19 protein-coding genes and 1 tRNA gene are annotated in these 20,098 nt (G+C 68.0%); 11 read left to right on the plus strand and 9 right to left on the minus strand.

All coding sequences use genetic code 11. The features are described from left to right. Positions 1-111: 111 nt before the first annotated feature. Complete coding sequence (locus AC5W7N_RS24380) at positions 112-288, minus strand: hypothetical protein (protein ID WP_490725051.1); 177 nt, start codon at positions 286-288, stop codon at positions 112-114. On the opposite strand from AC5W7N_RS24380, the gene AC5W7N_RS24385 reads away from it, so the two are divergent. Then, positions 278-562, plus strand: coding sequence for a DUF4383 domain-containing protein (locus AC5W7N_RS24385; RefSeq protein ID WP_490725052.1), 285 nt, complete (start codon positions 278-280; stop codon positions 560-562). The two genes, AC5W7N_RS24380 and AC5W7N_RS24385, sit on opposite strands and share 11 nt — an antisense overlap. Positions 563-837: 275 nt before the next feature. On the opposite strand, the gene AC5W7N_RS24390 is transcribed toward AC5W7N_RS24385, so the two are convergent. Then, positions 838-911, minus strand: a tRNA-Ile gene (locus AC5W7N_RS24390). A gap of 114 nt (positions 912-1,025) precedes the next feature. Between AC5W7N_RS24390 and AC5W7N_RS24395 the strand changes: the two genes are divergently transcribed. Next, entirely contained in the window at positions 1,026-1,457 is a 432-nt protein-coding gene (locus tag AC5W7N_RS24395) for a nitroreductase family deazaflavin-dependent oxidoreductase (RefSeq protein ID WP_195021165.1), read from the plus strand. A gap of 226 nt (positions 1,458-1,683) precedes the next feature. Here the strand turns inward: AC5W7N_RS24395 and AC5W7N_RS24400 are convergent, their stop codons facing one another. Further along, positions 1,684-2,694 (minus strand): zinc-binding dehydrogenase, encoded by a 1,011-nt coding sequence (locus tag AC5W7N_RS24400; protein WP_495922259.1) that lies wholly within the window; start codon positions 2,692-2,694, stop codon positions 1,684-1,686. 808 nt (positions 2,695-3,502) lie between these two features. On the opposite strand from AC5W7N_RS24400, the gene AC5W7N_RS24405 reads away from it, so the two are divergent. Further along, complete coding sequence (locus tag AC5W7N_RS24405; protein ID WP_163814733.1) at positions 3,503-4,012, plus strand: UCP032817 domain-containing protein; 510 nt, start codon at positions 3,503-3,505, stop codon at positions 4,010-4,012. Here the strand turns inward: AC5W7N_RS24405 and AC5W7N_RS24410 are convergent. From AC5W7N_RS24410 to AC5W7N_RS24420, 3 genes are read right to left on the minus strand one after another with little or no spacing between them, the layout of a single operon-like run. Beyond that, entirely contained in the window at positions 4,005-5,777 is a 1,773-nt protein-coding gene (locus tag AC5W7N_RS24410) for an SDR family oxidoreductase (RefSeq protein ID WP_490725053.1), read from the minus strand. The genes AC5W7N_RS24405 and AC5W7N_RS24410 overlap by 8 nt on opposite strands. Positions 5,778-5,789: 12 nt before the next feature. Then, positions 5,790-6,827: a PDR/VanB family oxidoreductase gene (locus AC5W7N_RS24415; protein WP_495924196.1), complete on the minus strand. Its 1,038-nt coding sequence runs from the start codon at positions 6,825-6,827 to the stop codon at positions 5,790-5,792. A gap of 50 nt (positions 6,828-6,877) precedes the next feature. After that, complete coding sequence (locus AC5W7N_RS24420; protein WP_495922260.1) at positions 6,878-7,780, minus strand: metal-dependent hydrolase; 903 nt, start codon at positions 7,778-7,780, stop codon at positions 6,878-6,880. 216 nt (positions 7,781-7,996) lie between these two features. Here AC5W7N_RS24420 and AC5W7N_RS24425 point away from each other — a divergent pair, with 216 nt between their 5' ends. After that, a complete protein-coding gene (locus AC5W7N_RS24425; protein WP_194989838.1) occupies positions 7,997-9,385 on the plus strand; it encodes a WS/DGAT/MGAT family O-acyltransferase in 1,389 nt (462 codons plus the stop codon). 53 nt (positions 9,386-9,438) lie between these two features. Here the strand turns inward: AC5W7N_RS24425 and AC5W7N_RS24430 are convergent, their stop codons facing one another. Next, positions 9,439-10,323: an alpha/beta fold hydrolase gene (locus AC5W7N_RS24430; RefSeq protein ID WP_490725054.1), complete on the minus strand. Its 885-nt coding sequence runs from the start codon at positions 10,321-10,323 to the stop codon at positions 9,439-9,441. Between the two features lie 214 nt (positions 10,324-10,537). Between AC5W7N_RS24430 and AC5W7N_RS24435 the strand changes: the two genes are divergently transcribed. Then, positions 10,538-11,278, plus strand: coding sequence for a glucose 1-dehydrogenase (locus tag AC5W7N_RS24435; protein ID WP_163814738.1), 741 nt, complete (start codon positions 10,538-10,540; stop codon positions 11,276-11,278). A gap of 12 nt (positions 11,279-11,290) precedes the next feature. Here the strand turns inward: AC5W7N_RS24435 and AC5W7N_RS24440 are convergent, their stop codons facing one another. Beyond that, on the minus strand, positions 11,291-12,829 hold the full coding sequence (locus AC5W7N_RS24440; RefSeq protein ID WP_495922263.1) for an aldehyde dehydrogenase family protein: 1,539 nt from the start codon (positions 12,827-12,829) through the stop codon (positions 11,291-11,293). A 208-nt stretch (positions 12,830-13,037) separates the two neighbouring features. On the opposite strand from AC5W7N_RS24440, the gene AC5W7N_RS24445 reads away from it, so the two are divergent. From AC5W7N_RS24445 to AC5W7N_RS24470, 6 genes are read left to right on the plus strand one after another with little or no spacing between them, the layout of a single operon-like run. Next, positions 13,038-13,493, plus strand: coding sequence for a Zn-ribbon domain-containing OB-fold protein (locus AC5W7N_RS24445; protein ID WP_195021170.1), 456 nt, complete (start codon positions 13,038-13,040; stop codon positions 13,491-13,493). Continuing rightward, positions 13,490-13,990: a Zn-ribbon domain-containing OB-fold protein gene (locus AC5W7N_RS24450; protein ID WP_490725055.1), complete on the plus strand. Its 501-nt coding sequence runs from the start codon at positions 13,490-13,492 to the stop codon at positions 13,988-13,990. The genes AC5W7N_RS24445 and AC5W7N_RS24450 overlap by 4 nt, the downstream gene beginning before the upstream one ends. After that, positions 13,983-15,053 (plus strand): thiolase family protein, encoded by a 1,071-nt coding sequence (locus AC5W7N_RS24455; protein WP_163814742.1) that lies wholly within the window; start codon positions 13,983-13,985, stop codon positions 15,051-15,053. The genes AC5W7N_RS24450 and AC5W7N_RS24455 overlap by 8 nt, the downstream gene beginning before the upstream one ends. Beyond that, a complete protein-coding gene (locus AC5W7N_RS24460; RefSeq protein WP_163814743.1) occupies positions 15,050-16,204 on the plus strand; it encodes a thiolase family protein in 1,155 nt (384 codons plus the stop codon). Before AC5W7N_RS24455 ends, AC5W7N_RS24460 begins: the two co-directional genes overlap by 4 nt. A 46-nt stretch (positions 16,205-16,250) precedes the next feature. After that, positions 16,251-17,450: a thiolase C-terminal domain-containing protein gene (locus tag AC5W7N_RS24465; RefSeq protein ID WP_495922266.1), complete on the plus strand. Its 1,200-nt coding sequence runs from the start codon at positions 16,251-16,253 to the stop codon at positions 17,448-17,450. 9 nt (positions 17,451-17,459) lie between these two features. Further along, on the plus strand, positions 17,460-18,122 hold the full coding sequence (locus AC5W7N_RS24470; RefSeq protein WP_163814745.1) for a TetR/AcrR family transcriptional regulator: 663 nt from the start codon (positions 17,460-17,462) through the stop codon (positions 18,120-18,122). Between the two features lie 209 nt (positions 18,123-18,331). Here AC5W7N_RS24470 and AC5W7N_RS24475 read toward each other — a convergent pair whose 3' ends face one another. Further along, positions 18,332-19,924: an AMP-binding protein gene (locus AC5W7N_RS24475; protein ID WP_490725057.1), complete on the minus strand. Its 1,593-nt coding sequence runs from the start codon at positions 19,922-19,924 to the stop codon at positions 18,332-18,334. Between the last annotated feature and the right edge of the window lie 174 nt (positions 19,925-20,098).

The raw sequence follows: 20,098 nt of genomic DNA on the forward strand, positions 1-20,098 counted from the left end.
CCTGTCCTGCGGAACCCCGGCCGAGAATGGTCATGCGACCTGCATGCCCGAGATTATGAGACGACTGGGATGTCAGGAACGATGACCTTCGAAACCTTCCGCGCCGCCGCGCTACGCTACGTCGACGCCGTGCTGGCCACGCCGATGCAGTTCTTCGTCTTCGCCGTCGGCGCGTGGTTCACCCTCAATGGCATCATCGCGTTCGGGATCTACCCCGACATGGCCTTCGGCAGCCACATGCACGCCTGCACCATCCAGTTCCTCGGCTTCATTCCCGGTGACGGTCAACGGCTGGCACGCTCTATTCCACCTGATCACCGGAATCGCCGGCCTCGTCCTCGCCCCGAAGCACCTCCGCGCTCTCGGATACACCGTGGCCTGCGGTCCCTTCTACCTGCTCGTGGCGGCACTTGGACTCGCGGGCGGGGACAATGTGCTGCACACGATGGCGGTGGACACCTTCGGCAACATCGTCCACGCGATCGAAGGCACCCTGATCTCCGTGGTCGCCGCGATCGGCGCCTACTCCGCCTATGCACGCAAGTCCCTGCCCGCCCGCTGACCAAGGCACCCCGCCGGCTGCGCCCCATCGGTCCGAAGCTCCGCCACTGGCTGCCAGAGCCAGGACTCCGGTGACAGCGCCGGGGCCGCCGGCGAAGTCGACCAGCCCCCGCGTGGCTGCGGGCGATCATCTTGGCTGCCAGCGGTTTTGCTCGATCGCCGAGACGCCGTCCGCGCAGATCTTCCAGTCGAGTATCGAATACATTGCTGACGGAGCGCTGTTCTGCGCAAAGACAGCTGGAGCTTCGGGCGTTTCCGCTGGTGGAAGGTTGTTTGTGGGGCGGGCGGGGCTCGAACCCGCGACCAATGGATTATGAGTCCACGGCTCTAACCGACTGAGCTACCGCCCCCGGATGCGGTGGGTCCGCAGGTGCTGGGAATGGTACCGGGTCGGGCGCGGCGCGGGCCAATCGGGATGGGGCGTGGTTAGGGTGGGGCGTTGGCGCTATTGCTGAGGGGTTGGTATGGCCGGGGTTTTCACGAAAGTGTTGCAGGCACACCAGTGGATCTACGAGCACAGTGGCGGATGGGTGGGGCATCGGCTGCTGTTCGGGAATCCCACATTGTTGTTGCGCACGGTGGGGCGTAAAACGGGGAAACCGCGAACCTCGGCGCTCACATACGCAAAGGATGGGCGCGAATATCTGGTGACGGCGTCGAATGGCGGTTCGCCGCGCCCGCCGGGCTGGCTGGCGAACCTGAAGGCGCGGCCGGAATGCGAGATCCAGATCGGGCGGCGCACACTGCGCGTCACGGCCCGGCCGACGCTGCCGGACGACCCGGAGTACGCGCGGCGTTGGGAGCTGGTGGATCGGGTGAATCAGGGCCGCTACAGCGAATATCAGGCGCGCACACGGCGACCCATCGCGGTGGTGGTGCTCACCCCGGCCGAATGACCGGGGCGAGCACCACCGTCTAGGCGGAGGTGGACGGTCAGTACTGACGTTCCCGTTCTCGTTCCGTGCCGGACCCGGCACTTCGTCCGCGTTCCGATAGCGCCGCGCCGCGTGGTGGACGGCTGGCGATATGCACTACGGACGCAACGAGAATGAGGATCATGACAACTATTGCTGCGGTAAGCACGCAGGCACCATAGCCCCAGAATTCGCTACCCGCTGGTATTCATTTCGGTCGGTTTGTGTTACTCAACAGTGTGCGTCCGATGGCACCGCGCGAATCGATCGCCGCATGCGCCCGATCGGCTTCCGCCAGCGGAAAAGTCTGTCCGATCACCACTTCCCAACGCCCGGAGGCGACCTCCGCCAACGCACGCTCGGCCAGGGCAGACCAATCGGTAGCGTCGGACGCGATGTCGAACAGACCGAGCACCGTGAGACCCCGCTGCTGTGCGGCATCGGTATCGACCGCGGCGAAATCGCCTGCCGCGGACCCGTACCCGATGAACCGGCCGCCGTCGGCGAGTGCTTCGACTGCCGCGCCTCCGAGTTCACCACCGGCGCCGTCGAGTACCACCTGTGCGCCGGGCCCACCGGTCGCGGCCCGAACCTCGTTCACCCACCCGGGTTCGGAGTAGTCGACCAGCACGTCGGCGCCGAGCCGACGGGCCACTTCGAGTTTGGCCGCGCCGCGCGCCGCCGCGATCACTTTCGCGCCGGCGGTGCGCGCGCGTTGGGTGAGCAGGGTGCCGAGCCCGCCTGCCGCCGCGGTGATGAGCACCCACTCGCCGGATTCGATCGCGGCCCGGTCGAAGACCGCCAGCGCGGTCTTGCCGTCGTGGGTCAGCGCGACCGCCTGTTCCAGCGTGACGTCGTCGGGTACCGGAGTGAGCGTTTCAGCCCTGGCCAGTGCCTTCTCCGCGTATCCACCGATCGGCAGGCCACCGCCGATCCCGCTGCGCACGGTCGCCGTACTGACCCGCGTGCCGACCCAGGAGGGGTCGACGTCCGGGCCGACCGCGGCGACCACCCCGCCGATCGCGCCGCCCGGCACGTAAGGCGGCTCGACGGGGAAGAAGTCGGTCCCCCACCCGGAGCGCAGCCGGGTGTCGAGGAACATGACGTCGGCCGCGACCACATCGACCAGGACTTCTCCCGCCCCGGGGACGGGTTCGGGCACATCACGCACCTCGAGAACCTCTGGACCGCCGAACTTCGTGACGTACACCGCTCGCATGACCAACCTCCATCGTCTCCGGATCTTCGGATACGACGAGCCTCGACCCTGAAGCATGGTTCAGGTCAAGCACCGAGGGGCCGTCACTCGATCCGTCCGGCTCAGCCACCACCCCCACAGCCACCACCCCCACAGCCGCCGCCCCCGCCGCCTCCTCCCCCACCGCATCCGCCACCGGTTCCGCCGGAGTCGCCACCGCCCGAGTCACCGGATCCCGCGATCCACCATCCACCGCCCGCGGCGGCCGCAGATCCGCCGCTGGTGCGACGCCTACCCGTCCGGCGATCGGCGCGCGTCCGCTGCGAACCCCGGGTACGCTCGGACCTGGCTGTTTCTGCCAAACGTCGCTGCTTCACGAGGAAGACGATCGCCACTGCCGCCGCGACCGCGACCAGCAGCAGCGCCAGCGCGATGAGAAATTCCGTCATCAGCTCTGGTTACCCGATCACGCAGGGCCGGAACCGCATTCGCAACGGGCCCGCCGAGGGTGGCGGCGGCGGTTCTCGGTCAGGGATGCGCTCAGCCGCCACCACCGCAGCTGGAACCGCCTCCGCCACAACTCGATCCCCCACCACAGCTCGCACCGCTTCCACTGTGATGGCCACCCCCATCCGGATACTCCGAACCGCCTGCCGCCCAGTAGGGTCCCGGCGGCCGACCTCGGTGCCGGGGCCGGCCCGCGCGCTGCACGGCGACCACGAACGCCACGATCCCACCGACCGCCGCGGTCACCAGCACGATCAGCACCAGCGAGAACATGATGAGCCCCATACATCGCAGCGTAGGGCTTCCGGTCCTACAGTGAACTGTGTTCGGATTCAGCAGACGAAGCCGCCGGGAAGTCGAGCTCGCTCGGGTCGATCGGGCGGTCCGGGACCTCGAGCTGCCGGACGCGATCTACAAGACCTGCCCGTGGCAGCCGCGCGAGCTGGTGGAAACCGGTCTGCGGCAGTGGCTTCGGTGTTGCGGAGCGGCCATGCGGGACGGGCAGGTGATCGGGATGCCGTCCCGCGCGGTGGACGAGGCATGGCACGGGTTGATCCTGTGCACCGAGCTCTACGCCCGCTTCTGCGAGCAGGCCTACGGTAGGTTCCTGCACCACTATCCAGAAGGGGTCGCTGCCCGCGCCGGCTCGCACGGCTCGATGAGCGCCCAGCTCGGGCGCACCGTTGTCGCCTGGGCGATGGTGGGCGCCCCCGGTGAGCCGTGCGTGTTGTGGGACCTCGACACCCGCGTCGGCGTCGACGCCCCGTGGGGTATCGACGCCGCGCGCGTGGCGGCCATCGAAGCCGAACTGCGGCGCGCAGAACTCAGGTGAGCTTCACCCGCGCCGCCACGAACCTGCCGATGGCGGGCGCCAACCGGCTCAGGTGATAGTTCACCCGAGCTTCCGGCGTCACCGGGACGATGCTGCGTCCGCGCGAGACCGCCGTCACGATCTGTTCGGCGACCTTGTCCGGGCCGTAACGACGCATCCGGTAGAGGTTGTCGTAGTGCTGCTGCTTGCGCTTTTCCTCGTCAGCGTCGACACCCGAAAAAGTAGTGGTGGCAACGATATTGGTGTGCACGATGCCGGGGCAGATGGTGTGCACCCCGATTCCGCGCCCGGCGAGTTCGGCACGCAGGCAATCGGAGAACATGAAGACCGCCGATTTGCTGGTGGCGTATGCGCTGAACCCCTGCTGTGGTGAGTACGCGGCCATGCTGGACAGGTTCACGATATGCCCCGTACCGCGTTCTGCCATCGCGGGCCCGAATGCCCGGCATCCGTTGACTACTCCGCCGAGATTGATCCGCATCACCCGGTCGAACTCCGCCGACGGGGTATCGAAGAAATCGCCCGCCTGACCCACTCCCGCGTTGTTGACCAGAATGTCGGGCACACCGTGGGTTTCCAGCACGGCCCGAGCATGATCGTTCACCGCGGTTTCGTCGGAAACATCGAGCTGGTAGGCATGGGCGAGCCCACCGGCGGCGGCCACCAGTTCGGCCGTCTCCTTGGCCGCGGCCAGGTTGATATCCGACAGCACGATCTCGGCGCCCCGGCGCGCGAATGCCAATGCCGTCTCGCGTCCGATCCCACTGCCGCCGCCGGTGATCACCACCAGCTGATCGCCGAATTCGCCTCGGCTGCGGCCGATCTCGGCGCGACGCAAGCCACGCGGCGTGGGCCGTCCCGCGAGCGTGTCGATGAGTTCGGTCGTCGCGCTCGCCAGTAGCTCCGGGTGGGAAAACGGCATCCAATGCCCGGCGGGCACATCCCGGCGCCACAGCCGCGTCGCCCAGGTCCGTTCGTCGTCGTAGCCCGCGGGCCGGACCGCGACATCGCGTCCGGCGACGATCAACTGCACCGGCACATCGGTGTGTCGTTCCCGGGGAGCCAGCAGCCGCGGCAGGATATTCGCCCGGTAGATCAGCAGCCCGTCGACGATGTCCTGGCGGAAGGTGCTGCCGAGCGACACATTCGACGCCGAGGTCGCGTTCATCAATCCCACCAGCTGCCGCCAGCGTCCCTCGGTGGCCACCTGACCGAACACGACGCGCGGCAGCACCGGGGTCATGAAGAAGAAGGTGTAGGCCGAGGAGGCCAGCTGGGTGAGCGGCTGCCACACATTGCGCGGCGTCGGCCGCGACAGCCGCGCGCGCACCCATTTGCCGAGATGGTCCAGATTGGGCCCGGAAACCGAGGTGAACGAGGCGACGCGCCGGGATGCGCCCGGTTCGCAGACCGCTTCCCAGATGTGCACCGATCCCCAGTCGTGGGCCAGTACATGCACCGGCCGATCAGGGCTGACCGCGTCGGCGACGGCGAAGAAGTCCGAGGCCAGCTCGTCGAGCCGGAAGTCGGCGGTGCGCCGGGTGCGGGTGGACTCACCGTGGCCGCGGGTGTCGTAGCTGACGACGTGGAACCGGCGCGCCAGCAGCGGCACCACCTTGTCCCACAGGTGATGGGTGTCGGGCCAGCCGTGCACCAGTACCACGGTCTCGGCGGCTGGGTCGCCGTACTCGTGCACCGCGAGCGCGAACTCGCCGTTGTGCACGGTGCGCCGAAGGTGCTCCGGTTCGGATGATCGGGTGGTCACAGGTGGTCTCCTCTACAGGTCCAGCGTCAAACGTCCACCCGCCGAACGGGATACGCAGATGAGCATGTCCCCCGCGGCGCGGTCGGCCTCGGTGAGCACGGTGTCGCGGTGATCGGGCTGCCCGGCCAGCACCCGCACCGTGCAGGTGCGGCAGAAGCCCTGACGGCACGAATACGGCCGGTCCGGCCGGGTTTCCAGGATGACGTCGAGAGCCGTCCGGTCGGCGGGCACCTCGAGCACCTCACCCGTGGCGGCCAGCTCGATCTCGAAGGGCACGCCGTCGACGATCGGCGGCGGCGAGAACCGCTCGGAATGCAGTTCCACGCCGGGCAGGTGCCGGATCGCGTCGGCGACCATCCCGGTCATCGGCACCGGCCCGCAGCAGTAGACGGCGGTGCCGCTGGTGACGGCGGGCAGCAAGGCGGCCGCGTCGGGCAGCCCGTGCTCGTCGTCGGTGCGCACGGTGACCCGGCTGCCGAAGCGCTGCACCTCGTCCAGGAACGGGATGGTGTCGCAGCTTCGGCCGGTGTAGACCATGGACCAGTCGACGCCGAGCCGGTCGGCCAGCCGCATCATCGGCAGGATCGGGGTGATGCCGATTCCGCCGGCGACGAAATGCAGTCGCGTGGCGGGCGATCCGTAGCCGGGCACCGCGAACGGGAAGGCGTTACGTGGTCCGCGCACCGTGATCGGCGTGCCGACGACGAGGTCGCGGTGCACTTCGAGGGAGCCGCCACCACCGTCGGGGATGCGCCGCACGGCGACCCGATAGGCGCGCGTGTCGGCCGGATCGCCGCACAGTGAGTATTGCCGCAGCCTGCCCGACGGCAGTTCCAGGTCCAGATGCGCACCCGGACGCCAGGCCGGGAGTTCGCGGCCGTCGGGTGCGCGCAGCACCAGACTGATCACATCGGTGTCGCTGGCCTCGATCCGGCGTTCGGCGACCACCACCCGGATCCGGCCGTCATCGGCACGCGGCGCGCGCGGCCTGCGATTCACCCATGCGGCCCAGCGCAATCGAGCCTCGACGACCGCGTCGAGCAGCCGCATCGTGCGATCAGTCGACCGTTTGCCGTACAGGTCGGCGGGCGGGGTGGCGATCACGACGCGGCTGCCCGGGCCGCCGGGGACGCGGCCAGATACGCGATGGCCTGCGCGGTGGAACCGACGGATTCCGGGTGGTAGCCAGGCTTGAAGGTCGACATCGCACTTCGCAGCAGCGATGGCACGCCGGGCAACGCTCCCCGCCACATCGCGGCGAAGATCGCCGGCACCAAGCGCGGGTACCCGTAGTCGGGCAGTGCCGGATCCTGGCGGACGAGGAACTTGGTGCCGCGCGCGACGAGCCCGATGAAGGCGGGGAAAACCAGCGTCATGATCGCCGCCCGCCGCAGGTACCCCGCACCGAAATACACCGCGACATCGTGGGCGACGTGGCGATGCTCGACCTCTTCGGCGCCGTGCCACCGGAACAGGTCGGCCACGCGAGGATCGGCGCCGAACTTCTCCAGATCGGCATTGAGCACCCAGTCGCCGAGGTAGGCGAAGAAGTGTTCCAGGCAGGCGATGATGGTCAGCCGTTCCACGAGCTGCTGATGGCGCGCATTGCCGGTGTCGTCACGCGGTCCGAGCGAGATGCGGAACAGATACTCGGCCTGGCGCAGAAAGGGCTCCGGATCGATGCCGTGCGCGGCCAGCACCTCGTGCAGCACCTTGTCGTGGGTCTGGGCGTGCATTGCTTCCTGGCCGATGAAGCCGAGCATGGCTTCACGCAGCTTCTCGTCCCGCACCAACGGCAGCGCCTCGGTGTAGGTGGCGCAGAACATGCGCTCGCCTTCGGGAAGCAGCAGGTTCAGGGAGTTGATCAGATGCGAGGCGATCGGCTCGGCTGCCATCCAGTGCAACGGTGTGCCGGACCAGTCGAACCGCACATTGCGGGCATGCAGCGCCACCGGCCCCGGATCGGTATCCGGGCGCGGCCGGCCCCGGCGAAGTAGCTTCATCGATACTCCTCAGCGTGTCACAGCACCGTCGGCGGCGATCATCGTCGATCTTCCTTCACGACCGTAGCAATAGCATCCACATAGATGCAACCATGGGTTACATACAGATTCCGGACCGAGACACCTCGGTCACGATCTGGCAATACCGGCCGCTACTGTGATGGACTTCGCGCCGAACGGGCGAATTTCTAGAACACGTTCTAGTAGGCTTTTGCTATGGAACAACTCACCGGCCTGGACGCCAGTTTCCTCTATCTGGAGACCGGAACCCAGCATCTGCACGTCTGCGCCCTGCTGATACTCGACCCCGTCGAAGGCACCTACTCCTTCGACGAACTGAAGACCGAACTCGGCCGCCGGCTGCCACTCATTCCGCATATGCGGCGGAAAGTGCACGAGGTGCCGTTCAATCTCGACCATCCGGTTTGGGTCGACGACCCGAATTTCGACCTGGACTATCACATCCGCCGGGTCGGGCTGCCAAGGCCCGCCGGGCGCGCCGAGCTCGCCGAGCTCATCGGCGATATCGCCAGCCGCCCGATGGACCGGGACCGGCCGCTGTGGGAGATGTCGGTGGTGGAGGGCCTCGAGGACGGCAAGATCGCGGTGATCTGCAAATACCATCACGCCGCCGTCGACGGCATCACGGGCACCAACATGATGATGCACCTGTGCGATCTGGAGCCGGGCGCGTCGCGTCCCGATCCACAGCCATGGCAGCCCGAACCGGAGCCGAGCGATCTCGAACTGGCCGCCCGCGCGCTGGTGCGGTTCCCCGGCAAGGTAGGTGTGCTCGGGATGGTGCCCAAGACCCTCGGGATGGTCGCCGGATTCGCGCAGCGGCGACGAAAGAACCAGGCGGGCATGGCGTTACCGTTCTCCGCACCGCGCACCCCGTTCAACAAGGCCATCACCTCGCACCGCGCCGTCGCGTTCACCAAGGCCGATCTTGGCGCGATCAAGGAGATCAAGGCGGCCTTCGGCGTCAAGGTCAACGATGTGGTGCTCACGATCGTCGGCGGAGTACTACGCACCTACCTCGACAGCCATGGCGAGCTGCCCGATCGCTCGCTGATCGCCTCGGTGCCGGTCTCGGTGCACGATTCCACCCGGCACACCGAGGGCATCAACAAGGTCTCGACGCTGTTCTGCCGGCTCGGCACCGATATCGCCGATCCGGAGCAACGGCTGAAGATGCTCGCCGCCACGAACGAGGAAGCGAAGAAGGAGCACGATCTGATCGGCGCCGACTTCTTGCAGGACTGGTCGAAGTACGCACCGCCCAACACCTTTCAGCTCGCCTCGCGGGTCTATTCGTCGCTGAAACTGGCGCAGGCGCATCCGGTGGTGCACAACCTGGTGGTGTCGAATGTTCCCGGGCCGCCGATGCCGCTGTATTTCCTCGGCGTGCGGGTGGACGGCATGTATCCGTTCGGGCCGGTCTTCCACGGCGCGGGGCTCACCGTCACCGTGCTGTCCAATTGCGGCGATCTGGACTTCGGGTTCATCGCCTGCCGTGAATTGGTCCCCGATGTCGGCGAGCTCGCCGATGCGGTACCCGCGGTGATCGCCGATCTGCTGGCCGCGGCGCGAGCTCGGGGCTGATCACGCTCCGACCGACCGCCCTGTTCGCCACCGGCGTCGAACAGGGTCGTCCTTCACAAACGTGCCGCCACCGCCGCGCAGGCCTCGTCGAGCACCGGAACGAACCGGTCCGCGGCGAACGCGCAGGCCGTATGCCCCGCAGGAACCGGATGGATGCTCGCCCCCGGTATCGCGGCCGCCATGTCGATCTGCCGGTACACCGGAATCGCCCTGTCCTTGGTCGTGATGACCACCGCCGTCGGCATCCGCAGGCTCGACAGCCATTCGGTCGCGTCGAACCGGCCGATCTCGGCCAATATCGGAGTCAACGCCCACCCGCTGGTACTGCGGAACTCCCCCATCGCCCATCGGCGCAGCTGTCCGGGAATCAATGCCACCGGCAGCTCCGGTAGCGCTTCGGCCAGCCGCTCGGCCCGCCGATACGGGTAATCGCCCAGCGCACCCGCCATGGCCGCGAAGCTGCGATGAAAGGCCCGCTCGCGCCATTTGTCCTGGAAGCGATACGGAGTCGCGCACAATACGAGCCCGGTCACCCGCTCCGGATGACGGTGCGCGGTCAGCAGCGAGACCACGCCGCCCAGCGAATAGCCCACGCAGACAAAGCGTTCCAGCCCCAGCGCGTCGGCCACCGCGACCACGTCATCGGCGCAATCATCGAGCCGGAAGCGCTGCGAGCGGATGCCGCGCCCGTGCCAGCGTTGATCGAAGAGCACGATCCGGTAGCGCCGCGAGAGCGTCTCCAGCGCGGGAAACCAATTGAGCATCGCGGTGCACGCCGTGCCGTGCAGCAGGATCAACGTCGGCGCGTCCGGCGGGCCGGGAAGGTCGACGACGTAGGTGCGTCCGCGGCCGGGCAGTTCGAGCAGGCGCCCGCCCGGGATCTCATCGATCTCGGGCACCACGAACGGACCGGTCCGCACCGATCGGCCTGTTCCCATCGCGAACCTCCATGGGCTCATCCGCGCACAATTTCTAGAACTCGTTCTACTCAATGATGCCACACCGCGGCCGGGCCGCCGACCCCACGCCACCGCGAATGTTCCACCAATTCCCACGGTCCACACCCGATGGCAAACTTCCGCAGCGAAACCGCGCGGCATTTCTGTAACGTGTTTCACCAGCAGTCAGGGATTACCGAAGAGGAGATCGGCAATGGCACGGTTGACCGGCAAGGTGGCATTGATCAGCGGCGGATCGCGCGGGATGGGCGCCGCGCACGCGCGCGCGATGCTGGCCGAGGACGCCAAGGTGGTGATCGGTGACGTCCTCGACGAGGAGGGCAAAGCACTGGCCGAGGAACTGGGTCCCGATATCGCCTACGTCCACCTCGATGTGCGCGAACCCGAGGATTGGCGCGCCGCCGTCGCGGCCGCCGTCGACCGGTTCGGCTCGCTGAACGTGCTGGTCAACAATGCCGGCATCGTCAACGGCAATCTCATCGCCGACTTCGAATACGCCGAATGGCGGCGGATCATCGATATCAACCTGACCGGCACCTTCCTCGGCATGCAGGCCGCCACCCCGGCCATGATCGCGGCCGGTGGCGGCTCGATGATCAACGTCTCCTCCGTGGAGGGCCTGCGCGGCAGCCCGGGTCTGCACGGTTACACCGCCAGCAAGTTCGGCGTGCGCGGGCTCACCAAGTCGGTCGCGCTGGAGCTGGCGCCTCACGGCATCCGGGTGAACTCCATCCACCCCGGCCTCATCCGCACCCCGATGACCGAGGGCATCCCGGAAGACTTCCTGCAGATCCCGCTCGGCCGCGGCGCCGATCCCGAGGAGGTCTCGGCGCTGGTCACCTACCTCGCCAGCGACGAGTCCTCGTATTCGACCGGCGCGGAGTTCGTGGTGGACGGCGGGTTGACGGTCGGCGTGCCGCACAAATCGTTCTGAACCCGCCCCCCGTCAGGACATGAGCTTGCGGGCGATGGAGCTACCGAATGCCAGGTCGATCATCCGCTCCAGCGTCCGCACGGTCTTGTCGGTGTAGGGGTACCAGAGGTTCTCCTTCTTCAATCCCCACCGATCCAGTAGCACCGGCTGGGCGTGGGTGAAGCCACGCAGGGCGTCCCGGCCGTTGACGTGGCCCAGTCCGCTGTCCTTGCGTCCGCCGAACGGCGCCTCGGGCACCCCGTAGATCACCGAGGCGTCGTTGTGCACCACCGACCCGGTGCGCAGCTGTTTGGCGAGCCGGACCACGGTGTCCGGGTTCTTACTGAACACGCTGCCGCTGAGCCCGTAGGCGCAGTCGTTGGCCATGCGGACCGCCTCGTCCTCGTCGGCGACCCGCATGATCGCCACGACCGGGCCGAAGGTCTCCTCGCGCATCAGGTCCATGTCGTGGGTCACGTCGACGATCAGCGTCGGCTGGAAGAACACCCCGTCCGCGGTGTCGCTCTTGCCGCCGACCAGCACCTTGGCGCCCTTGGCCACCGCGTCGTCGACATGCCTGGTGACGATGTCGAGCTGACGATCCCAGAACAGCGGACCGACATCCTTGCCGGTGCCGGGACCATAAGTGACGGCTCGGGCCTTCTCCTGGACCTTGGCGATGAACTCGTCGGCGACGCTGTCCACCACGTAGATCCGCTCGACGCCGACGCAGACCTGCCCGGTATTGAACATCGACAGATACACCGCACCCGCCGCGGCGCGCTCCAGATCGGCGTCGGCGCACACGATCATCGCGTCCTTACCGCCGAGCTCCATGGTGCACGGGATCAGCCGGGCCGCGCAGGCGGCGGCGATTTTCTTGCCGGTGGGCACGCTGCCGGTGAAGGAGATCTTGTCGATATCGCTGTCCACCAGCGCGGCCCCGGTCTCGCCGTCACCGTGCAGCACCTGCACGACGTCGTCGGGAACACCGGCCTCACGCAGGATCTGCACCGCCCATTCGGCCGAATGCGGCGTCACCTCGGAGGGTTTGAGCACCACCGAGTTGCCCGCGAGCAGCGCCTGCGCGACCGGGTTGAGCGAGAGCACGAACGGACCGTTCCACGGCGTTATCACACCGACAACGCCCAGCGGCTGATAGTTGATGCGGAGCTTCTTCAGCGGGGCGAGGTACCCGTGCAGCCGTCGCTTCTCGTCGGCCAGGTCCTTGCGCGCCCGCCCGCTCCAGTAGTTGAGGAAATCGCAGGAGGGCACGATCTCCACCGCCAGCGCCTCCACCCGCGGCTTACCGGTTTCCGCCTGCACGGTGGCCACGATCTCGTCGCGCCGCGCGACCAGCACCCCGACCGCGCGACGGATGATGTCCGCGCGTTCTTCGACCGGGCGGGCGGCCCATCCCGGCTGCGCCGCACGGGCCCGGCGTACCGCCTCGGCGACCTCGTCCGCGGTGCTCACCACGATCTCACCGACCTCGTCGCGGGTCGCCGGGTTACTCAGGCCGAGCCTGCGGTGGCCGTCGGCCGTTGCGGGCAGCGAGTGGACTATGGCCATGGGAATCTCCTCACCCGAGGAACGCTTCTGAAACAAGTTCTACTTCGGCGCCAGACTACGACATCGCCGACCGGCTGTACATGACCCTCAATCACCTGTTTAAAACGACTGATTGACACGCGGTACGGCACTGGGTCACGATCGACTCGCCGCCCGCTCCCCCCACCGGGCCCGGCCGCCACTCTCGGTACCAGTCGGCAGGAGCCTCATGACAGCCGAAACACCCCACGACAGCTTGAATGCGCCCTACAGCCTGCAATTCCCGTTCAACCGCACGGTCGGCCCGACGATCGGGGCCTTCCTCGGTGGCCTGCGCGAGGGCAGGCTCTTCGGTACCCGCACCGATCGTGGCACCGTGCTGTGCCCGGCCGCCGAGTTCGATCCGGAGACCGCCCGGGCGACCGGCGAGCTGGTCGAACTCGCCGAGACCGGAACGGTGCGGCACTGGACCTGGGTACCGCGCCGCGCCGGCGACGACATTCCGCACGACTACGCCTGGGCGTTGATCAGCATCGACGGCGCCGAGGGCGGGCTGTTCCATGCCGTCGACACCGGCGGCGACCCCGCACGCATGACACCGGGCCTGCGAGTCACCGCGCGCTGGCGCGACGAGCGAGTGGGCAGCATCCGCGACATCGTCTGCTTCGAGCCGGTGGCCTCATGAGCACCCGGCTGCCCGAACCCGTCACCGAGTTCACCAATCCATTCCGGATGGACTACACCTACGTCGCGGGGGTGGGCCGATCGGTGTTCCTGCGCGGACTGGCGAAACGGCACCTGCTGGCCCGCCGCTGCCCGAGCTGCGCCCAGGTGTACCTGCCGCCGCCCGAGTTCTGCTCGCGCTGTCTGACCGAGCTGTCCGAGCCGTTCGAACTGCCCGGCGACGGCATCATCTCGACCTTCTGCGTGGTGAATTTCCCGTTCCCCGGCCAGGTCTTCACCCCGCCCTACGTGGCGGCCCACATCCAGGTGCGCGGCGCCGACACCCGGCTGATGCATCTGATCCAGGAGATCGAGCCCGGCCGGGTGCGCATCGGCATGGCCGTCGAACCGGTCTGGTGCGCCGACGACGCGCTCGAGACATCGATGAACGCCATCCGTTACTACCGGCCCCTCACTGCCGGCGAAATCCGCACCGAGGCAGGAGGTTCCGATGCGTGAGGTGGGTATCGTCGCCTTCGCCCAGTCGCCGTGCGCGGCCGCCGACCGGCGCCACGATATGGCCGAGATCCTGCTGCCGGTGATCCGCCGCGCCCTCGACACCGCAGGCATCACCCGCGACGACGTGGATTTCTTCGCCTCCGGCAGCCACGACTTCTTCGAGGGCCGGACCTTCGCCTATATCGAATCCCTCGATGCGGTGGGGGCGTGGCCGCCGATCTCGGAATCGCATGTCGAGATGGACGCGGCCTGGGCCTTGTACGAGGCATGGAGCTGGTTGCAGCTCGGTGAGGGCGATATCGCGGTGGTGTACGGCATCGGCCGTGGGTCCTTGCCGCAGGATCTGGATCAGGTGATGGCCGCGCAGCTGGATCCGTATTTCCTCGCACCCTTGCGCCCGCATCGCGATGCCATCGCAGCGTTGCAGGCGTCGGCGCTCATCGAGTCCGGCGCGGTGAGCGAACGTGAACTGGCCGAAGTTGTTTCGCGCAGCCTCGCGGCGGCCGCCGGTAACCCCGCCGCACAGATATCCGGCGAGTATCCGGTAGATCAGCTACTGGAAGCGCCCTACATCGCATCGCCGCTGCGCGCCCACGACGTGGGGCCGGCCGGGGACGCGGCGGCGGTCGTGGTGCTCGCCGCGGGCGATGCCGCGCGCAGGCTCGCCGCCCGGCCCGCGTGGGTGCGCGGCGCCGATCACCGGATGGACAGCCACTATCCGGGCACCCGCGATCTCACCCGCGCCGACACCGTCGATGCCGCCGCCGCACGGGCCACCGAGCTCGCGGGCTTCGGCCCGGCCGAGGTAGACATCGCCGAATTACATTGCGAATACAGCTATCAGGAACCGCTGCTGGCGCGCACGCTCGGCCTCGACGGCGCTCGCATCAATCCCGGAGGCGGACCGCTGGCCGGGCGGCCCGCGACCGCCACCGGCCTGATCCGGATCGGCGAGGCCGCCGCGCACATCCTCGACGGGCGCGCCGACCGCACCCTCGCCCACGCCACCAACGGCCCCGCACTCCAGCAGAACCTGATCTGCCTGATGGAGGGAGATCGATGAGAACCGCGGTCATCGGCATCGGCCAGAGCAAGCAGGCCAAGAAACGCGAGGTCACCATCGGCGGGCTGGTCCGCGAATCGGTCGACGCCGCGCTCGCCGACGCCGGACTCGAACACCGCGACATCGACGCCATCGTGCTGTCGAAGACCCCGGACCTGTTCGACGGAGTGATGAATCCGGAGCTGTATCTGGCCGATGCGATGGGCGCACGCGGATTGCCGGTCACCCGGGTGTTCACCGGCGGCAGCGTCGGCGGGCACGCGGCGATCTACGGGGCCCACCTGGTGCAGGCAGGGCTGGCGCGCCGGGTGCTCGTGGTCGCCTATTCCAAGGAATCCGAAGGCGATTTCACCTGGGCGCTCTCGCGCGGCCTGCCCTTCAGCGCCAATCTCGGCGCCGGGGCGGGCGGTCATTTCGCGCCGGTCATCCGTGAATACATCCGCCGGTCCGGCGCACCCGAGCACATCGGCTGGCAGGTCGCGGTCAATCATCGGCTCAACGCGACGCGCAATCCGTACGCGCACATCCAGCGTCCGGATATCACCGTCGAGGAGGTGCGGGATTCGCGGATGCTGTGGGATCCGATCCGGTACCTCGAGTCGTGCCCGTCCTCGGACGGCTCGTGCGCGGTGGTGCTCGCGGGCGAAGCCGACGCCGAGCACAACCCGCAGCCGCCCGCCTGGATCCACGGCATGGCCTGGCGCACCGAGACCGGCCATTTCGCCGGGCGCGACGAGGTGAATCCGGAAGCGGGCAGGCAATGCGCCGCCGAGGCCTATCGGCAGGCAGGCATCACCGATCCGGCCCGGGAGATCGACACCGCCGAGCTCTACATCCCCTACAGCTGGTACGAGCCGATGTGGCTGGAGAACATCGGGCTGGCCGAGGTCGGGGCGGGCTGGAAGATGGTCGATTCCGGTCGCACGGCCTTCGGCGGAGAACTGCCGATCAACCCGTCGGGCGGGGTGCTGTCCGGCAACCCCACCGGCGCTACCGGCCTGCTGCGGTTCGCCGAGGCCGCGCTCCAAGTGCGCGGCACCGCGGGCGCCCATCAGGTGCCCGACGCGAAACTCGCCATCGGCCACGCGATGGGCGGCGCCTCGCAATTCCATGCCCTGTGGGTCGTCGGCAGCGACCGACCCGAGCACTGATCACCAGCACACATCAACGCGCACAGCGCTTTCGAGGAGAAACACCGTGAACCAGCGAGCCTTCGTCATCGGCGTCGGGATGACGAAATTCGAGAAGATCGCCAGCCGGGACTGGCAGTACCCGGATATGGTCGCCGAGGCGGTGGGCGCGGCGCTGGCCGACGCGGGCATCGAGTACGGCCAGGTGCAGCGGGCGGCCGTCGGCTACGTCTTCCAGCCGTCGACGGCGGGTCAGCGCGCCCTCTACGACGTGGGCCTCACCGGCATTCCGATGGTGAACGTGAACAACAACTGCGCCACCGGTTCCACCGCGCTGATGCTGGCCCGCGAATGGGTGCAGGCCGGGCTGGTGGACGTGGCGCTGGCCGTCGGCTTCGAGCAGATGACCAAGGAGGCCATGGCCGGTTCGGGCACACCCGCGGTCAGCACCATCGACCGGCATATCGCGGTTCTGAAGTCCACCAACGGTTTCGGTACGGCGCCGCTGACCGCTCAGTTCTTCGGCGCCGCGGCCGCCGAGCACATGCGCCGCTACGGCACCAGCCGTGCGCAACTCGCCGGCGTCGCGGTGAAGAACCACGAACATTCGACCCGCAACCCGTACGCGCAGTTCCAGGACGCCTACACCCTGGACCAGGTGCTCGGTGACAAGCCGGTGCACGATCCGCTCACCCGCTCGCAGTGCTCGCCCATGTCCGATGGTTCGGCGGCCGCGGTCGTCGTCAGCGAGGCGTTCGTCCGGGCTCACGGTCTCGCCGACCGCGCGGTGGAGATCCTCGGGCAGGCGCTGGCCACCGACGACACCTCCTCCTTCGGCACCGAATCCATGATCGATGTCGTCGGCGCTCCGATGACGCACAAGGCCGCCGCCGAGGTCTTCACCGCCACCGGAAGCACCATCGACGAGGTCGATGTGATCGAGCTGCACGACTGCTTCTCGATCAACGAACTCATCACCTACGAGGCACTCGGCATGTGCGCGCCCGGCGAATCGGGCGCGCTGATCGACTCCGGCGCGACCACCTACGGCGGACGCTGGGTGGTCAACCCGTCCGGCGGGCTGATCTCCAAGGGGCATCCGCTCGGCGCGACCGGCCTGGCCCAGTGCGCCGAGCTGACCTGGCAGCTGCGCGGCGAGGCCGGGCCGCGTCAGGTCGAGGGCGCCCGCCGCGCGCTCGCACACAACCTCGGGCTCGGTGGCGCGGTGGTCGTGACGCTCTACGGTGCACCCGGCCCGCTCGATTAGGGTGCGCACGTGAGCCGAGGACTTTCGACGGAACCCGCGCAGGCGGGGCCGGATGACACCGCCCTGCCCACCGACAAGCGCCTGATCCGCGCCGCCGAACGGCTGTTCGCCGAGCGCGGGATCGACGCGGTGTCGCTGCGGGCGGTGATGTCGGCGGCCGGCGCGAACGTCGCCTCGGTGCACTACCACTTCGGTTCCAAGGACGCGCTGGTCGAGGCCCTGCTCGAACAGCGAGGCGGGCAGGTGTCGCAACGGCGGTCCGAATTGCTGGACCACATCGAGGCTTCCGGCGACGCCACGGCCCGCTCCTTGGCCGAGGCGTTCGTCCGTCCGGTGGCCGAGCAGATCGCCGCGGGCGGTACCGCGTGGGTCACCATCGTCGCGGGCATCATCGGCAGCAGGCATCCCGCGCTGTCGCGGATCACCGAGGGTTTCGCCCCGCAGGCACGCCGGTTCACCTCGCTGCTCGGCGCGATCTATCCCGACGTCCCGGCCCGCACCATCCGGTTCCGGCTGACCCAGGCCATGAGCCTGACCTTCCAGGCCCTCGGCGATCTCGACGGACTGCGCGACATGCTGGCACTGAGCGGAACCCGGCTCACGCCGGAGGAAGTACTCGAGGAGCTGATCGATCTGGTGACCGCGATTCTCGCCGGTCCGCCGGATCGCTGATTCCGCCATCTGTTTCGCCGCGCAGCCGCGATCGAATCCGTTCGCGGGGGCGTGCGTTCGTGCCTACTTCGAGAGCATTCCGCCCGCATCTGAGCGACAACGAATGTCGTTTGTCGCTCAGATGCGGGCGGAAAGTACTTGGCCCCTGCTGCTGACCTCCACAAGGCCGCGCCGGCGGAACACGTCGCCCCGCCGGCGCCCGCGAGAGCTCAGTTCACCTGGCGGGCACCGTCGCTCCAATACTGCGCGCGCAGAGCCTTCTTGTCCGGCTTGCCCAGCGGGCTGAGCGGGATGCTGTCGGCGACATCGATGGACTTGGGCGTGTATACGGCGCCCTTACGTTCCTTCACCAGCGCCTGCAACTCCTCCACCGTCACTTCGCGGCCCGCACGCAGCACCACGACGGCCTTCACGGCCTCGCCCCATTTGTCATCGGGCACACCGATCACCGCGGCGGCACTGACGGCGGGATGCGCGGACAGCACATCCTCCACTTCCCGTGGATAGACGTTGAAGCCGCCGGTGACGATCATGTCCTTCTTGCGGTCGACGATGTAGAGGAAACCGTCGGCGTCGCGTCGGGCGATATCGCCGGTGTGCAGCCAGTCGTGTTCGGTGGCCTCGGCGGTCTGCTCGGGCTTGTTCAGATAGCCCTTCATCACCAGCGGGCCGCGCACACAGATCTCGCCCGGCTCACCCGTCGGCACCTCGTTGCCCTCGTCGTCGAGCAACGCGACGTGCAGCCACGGCACCGGGCGGCCACAGCTGGCCAGCCGCTCGGGCACGGCCGGATCGTGATCTTCCTTGCGCAGCACCGAGATCGTCATCGGGCATTCGGCCTGGCCGTAGAACTGGAAGAAGATCGGGCCGAACTTCTCGATCGCCTCGGCCAGCCGGGTCGGTGAGATGGCCGAGGCGCCGTAGAAGACCGTCTCCAGGCTCGACAGGTCGTATTTGTCGAGATCGGGGTAATCGAGCAGGGCGTAGAGCATGGTCGGGACCAGCATCGTCGAGGTGATGCGGTACTTCTCGATGGTGGCGAGCACGGTCGCCGGATCGAAACCGGGCAGCACCACGATGGAACCGCCTTGCAGGCTGGTCGGGTTCCAGAACGCGCCACCGGCGTGGCTGAGCGGCGTGCAGACCAGGAAGCGCACCTCCTGCGGCCACTGCCATTCGGTCATCTGGATGCGCAGCAGCGTCGCGCCACCGCGGAAGCTGAGCATCACGCCCTTGGATTTGCCGGTGGTGCCGCCGGTGTAGGCGAGGCTGACGGTGTCGCCGGGGGCGACGTCCGGGGCCACCAGCGGGGCAGGTGCGAAGGCGTCGGCGGCGGCCAGCAGATCGGTGCCCGCTTCGGTGGGGCCGAAGGCCAGCAGATTCTTCAGCCCGGGGACCCGCTCGGCGAGCTGGGCGGCGCGCTGTTCGTATTTGTCCGGATCGTAGACGAGGGTTTCGATGCCCGCGTCCTCCAGCACGTAGGCGTGATCGTCGAGCGAACCCATCGGGTGCAGTGCGGCGAACCGGACCCCGGTGACGGCATTGGCGCCCTGGGTGAACAGCACCTCCGGCCGATTGGCCGACAGGATCGCCACCGGGCTACCGACCCCGAGGCCGAGCGAGGTGTATGCCTGGGCGAACTTGCTGATCTGGTCGCGCACCTGCCGGTAGGTCAGCTGCTCGTCGCCGATATGCACCGCGGTCCGGTCGGCATACAGCTCGAGCGAGCGGATGAGCATATCGACCGCCAACGGCTCCCGATGGAGGAGATCGACCTCGGTGATCTGCGGATCAGTGTTCATTCATGCGCCTTCCGGGCCCGCGTCGTCGACAGATGCACCCTCAAAGTTAGAACGCGTTCTAGTTCGGGGCAAGGGGTGCGCGCAGATCCGTTCCGGTCCGCGCCCTCGGCCGACACTCCCGGCCACGACACTCCGATAGCCGAGAAGATGCGCGCCGTGAATCCCGAGCTGTCG

It is taken from the genome of Nocardia sp. CDC519 (assembly GCF_059509835.1).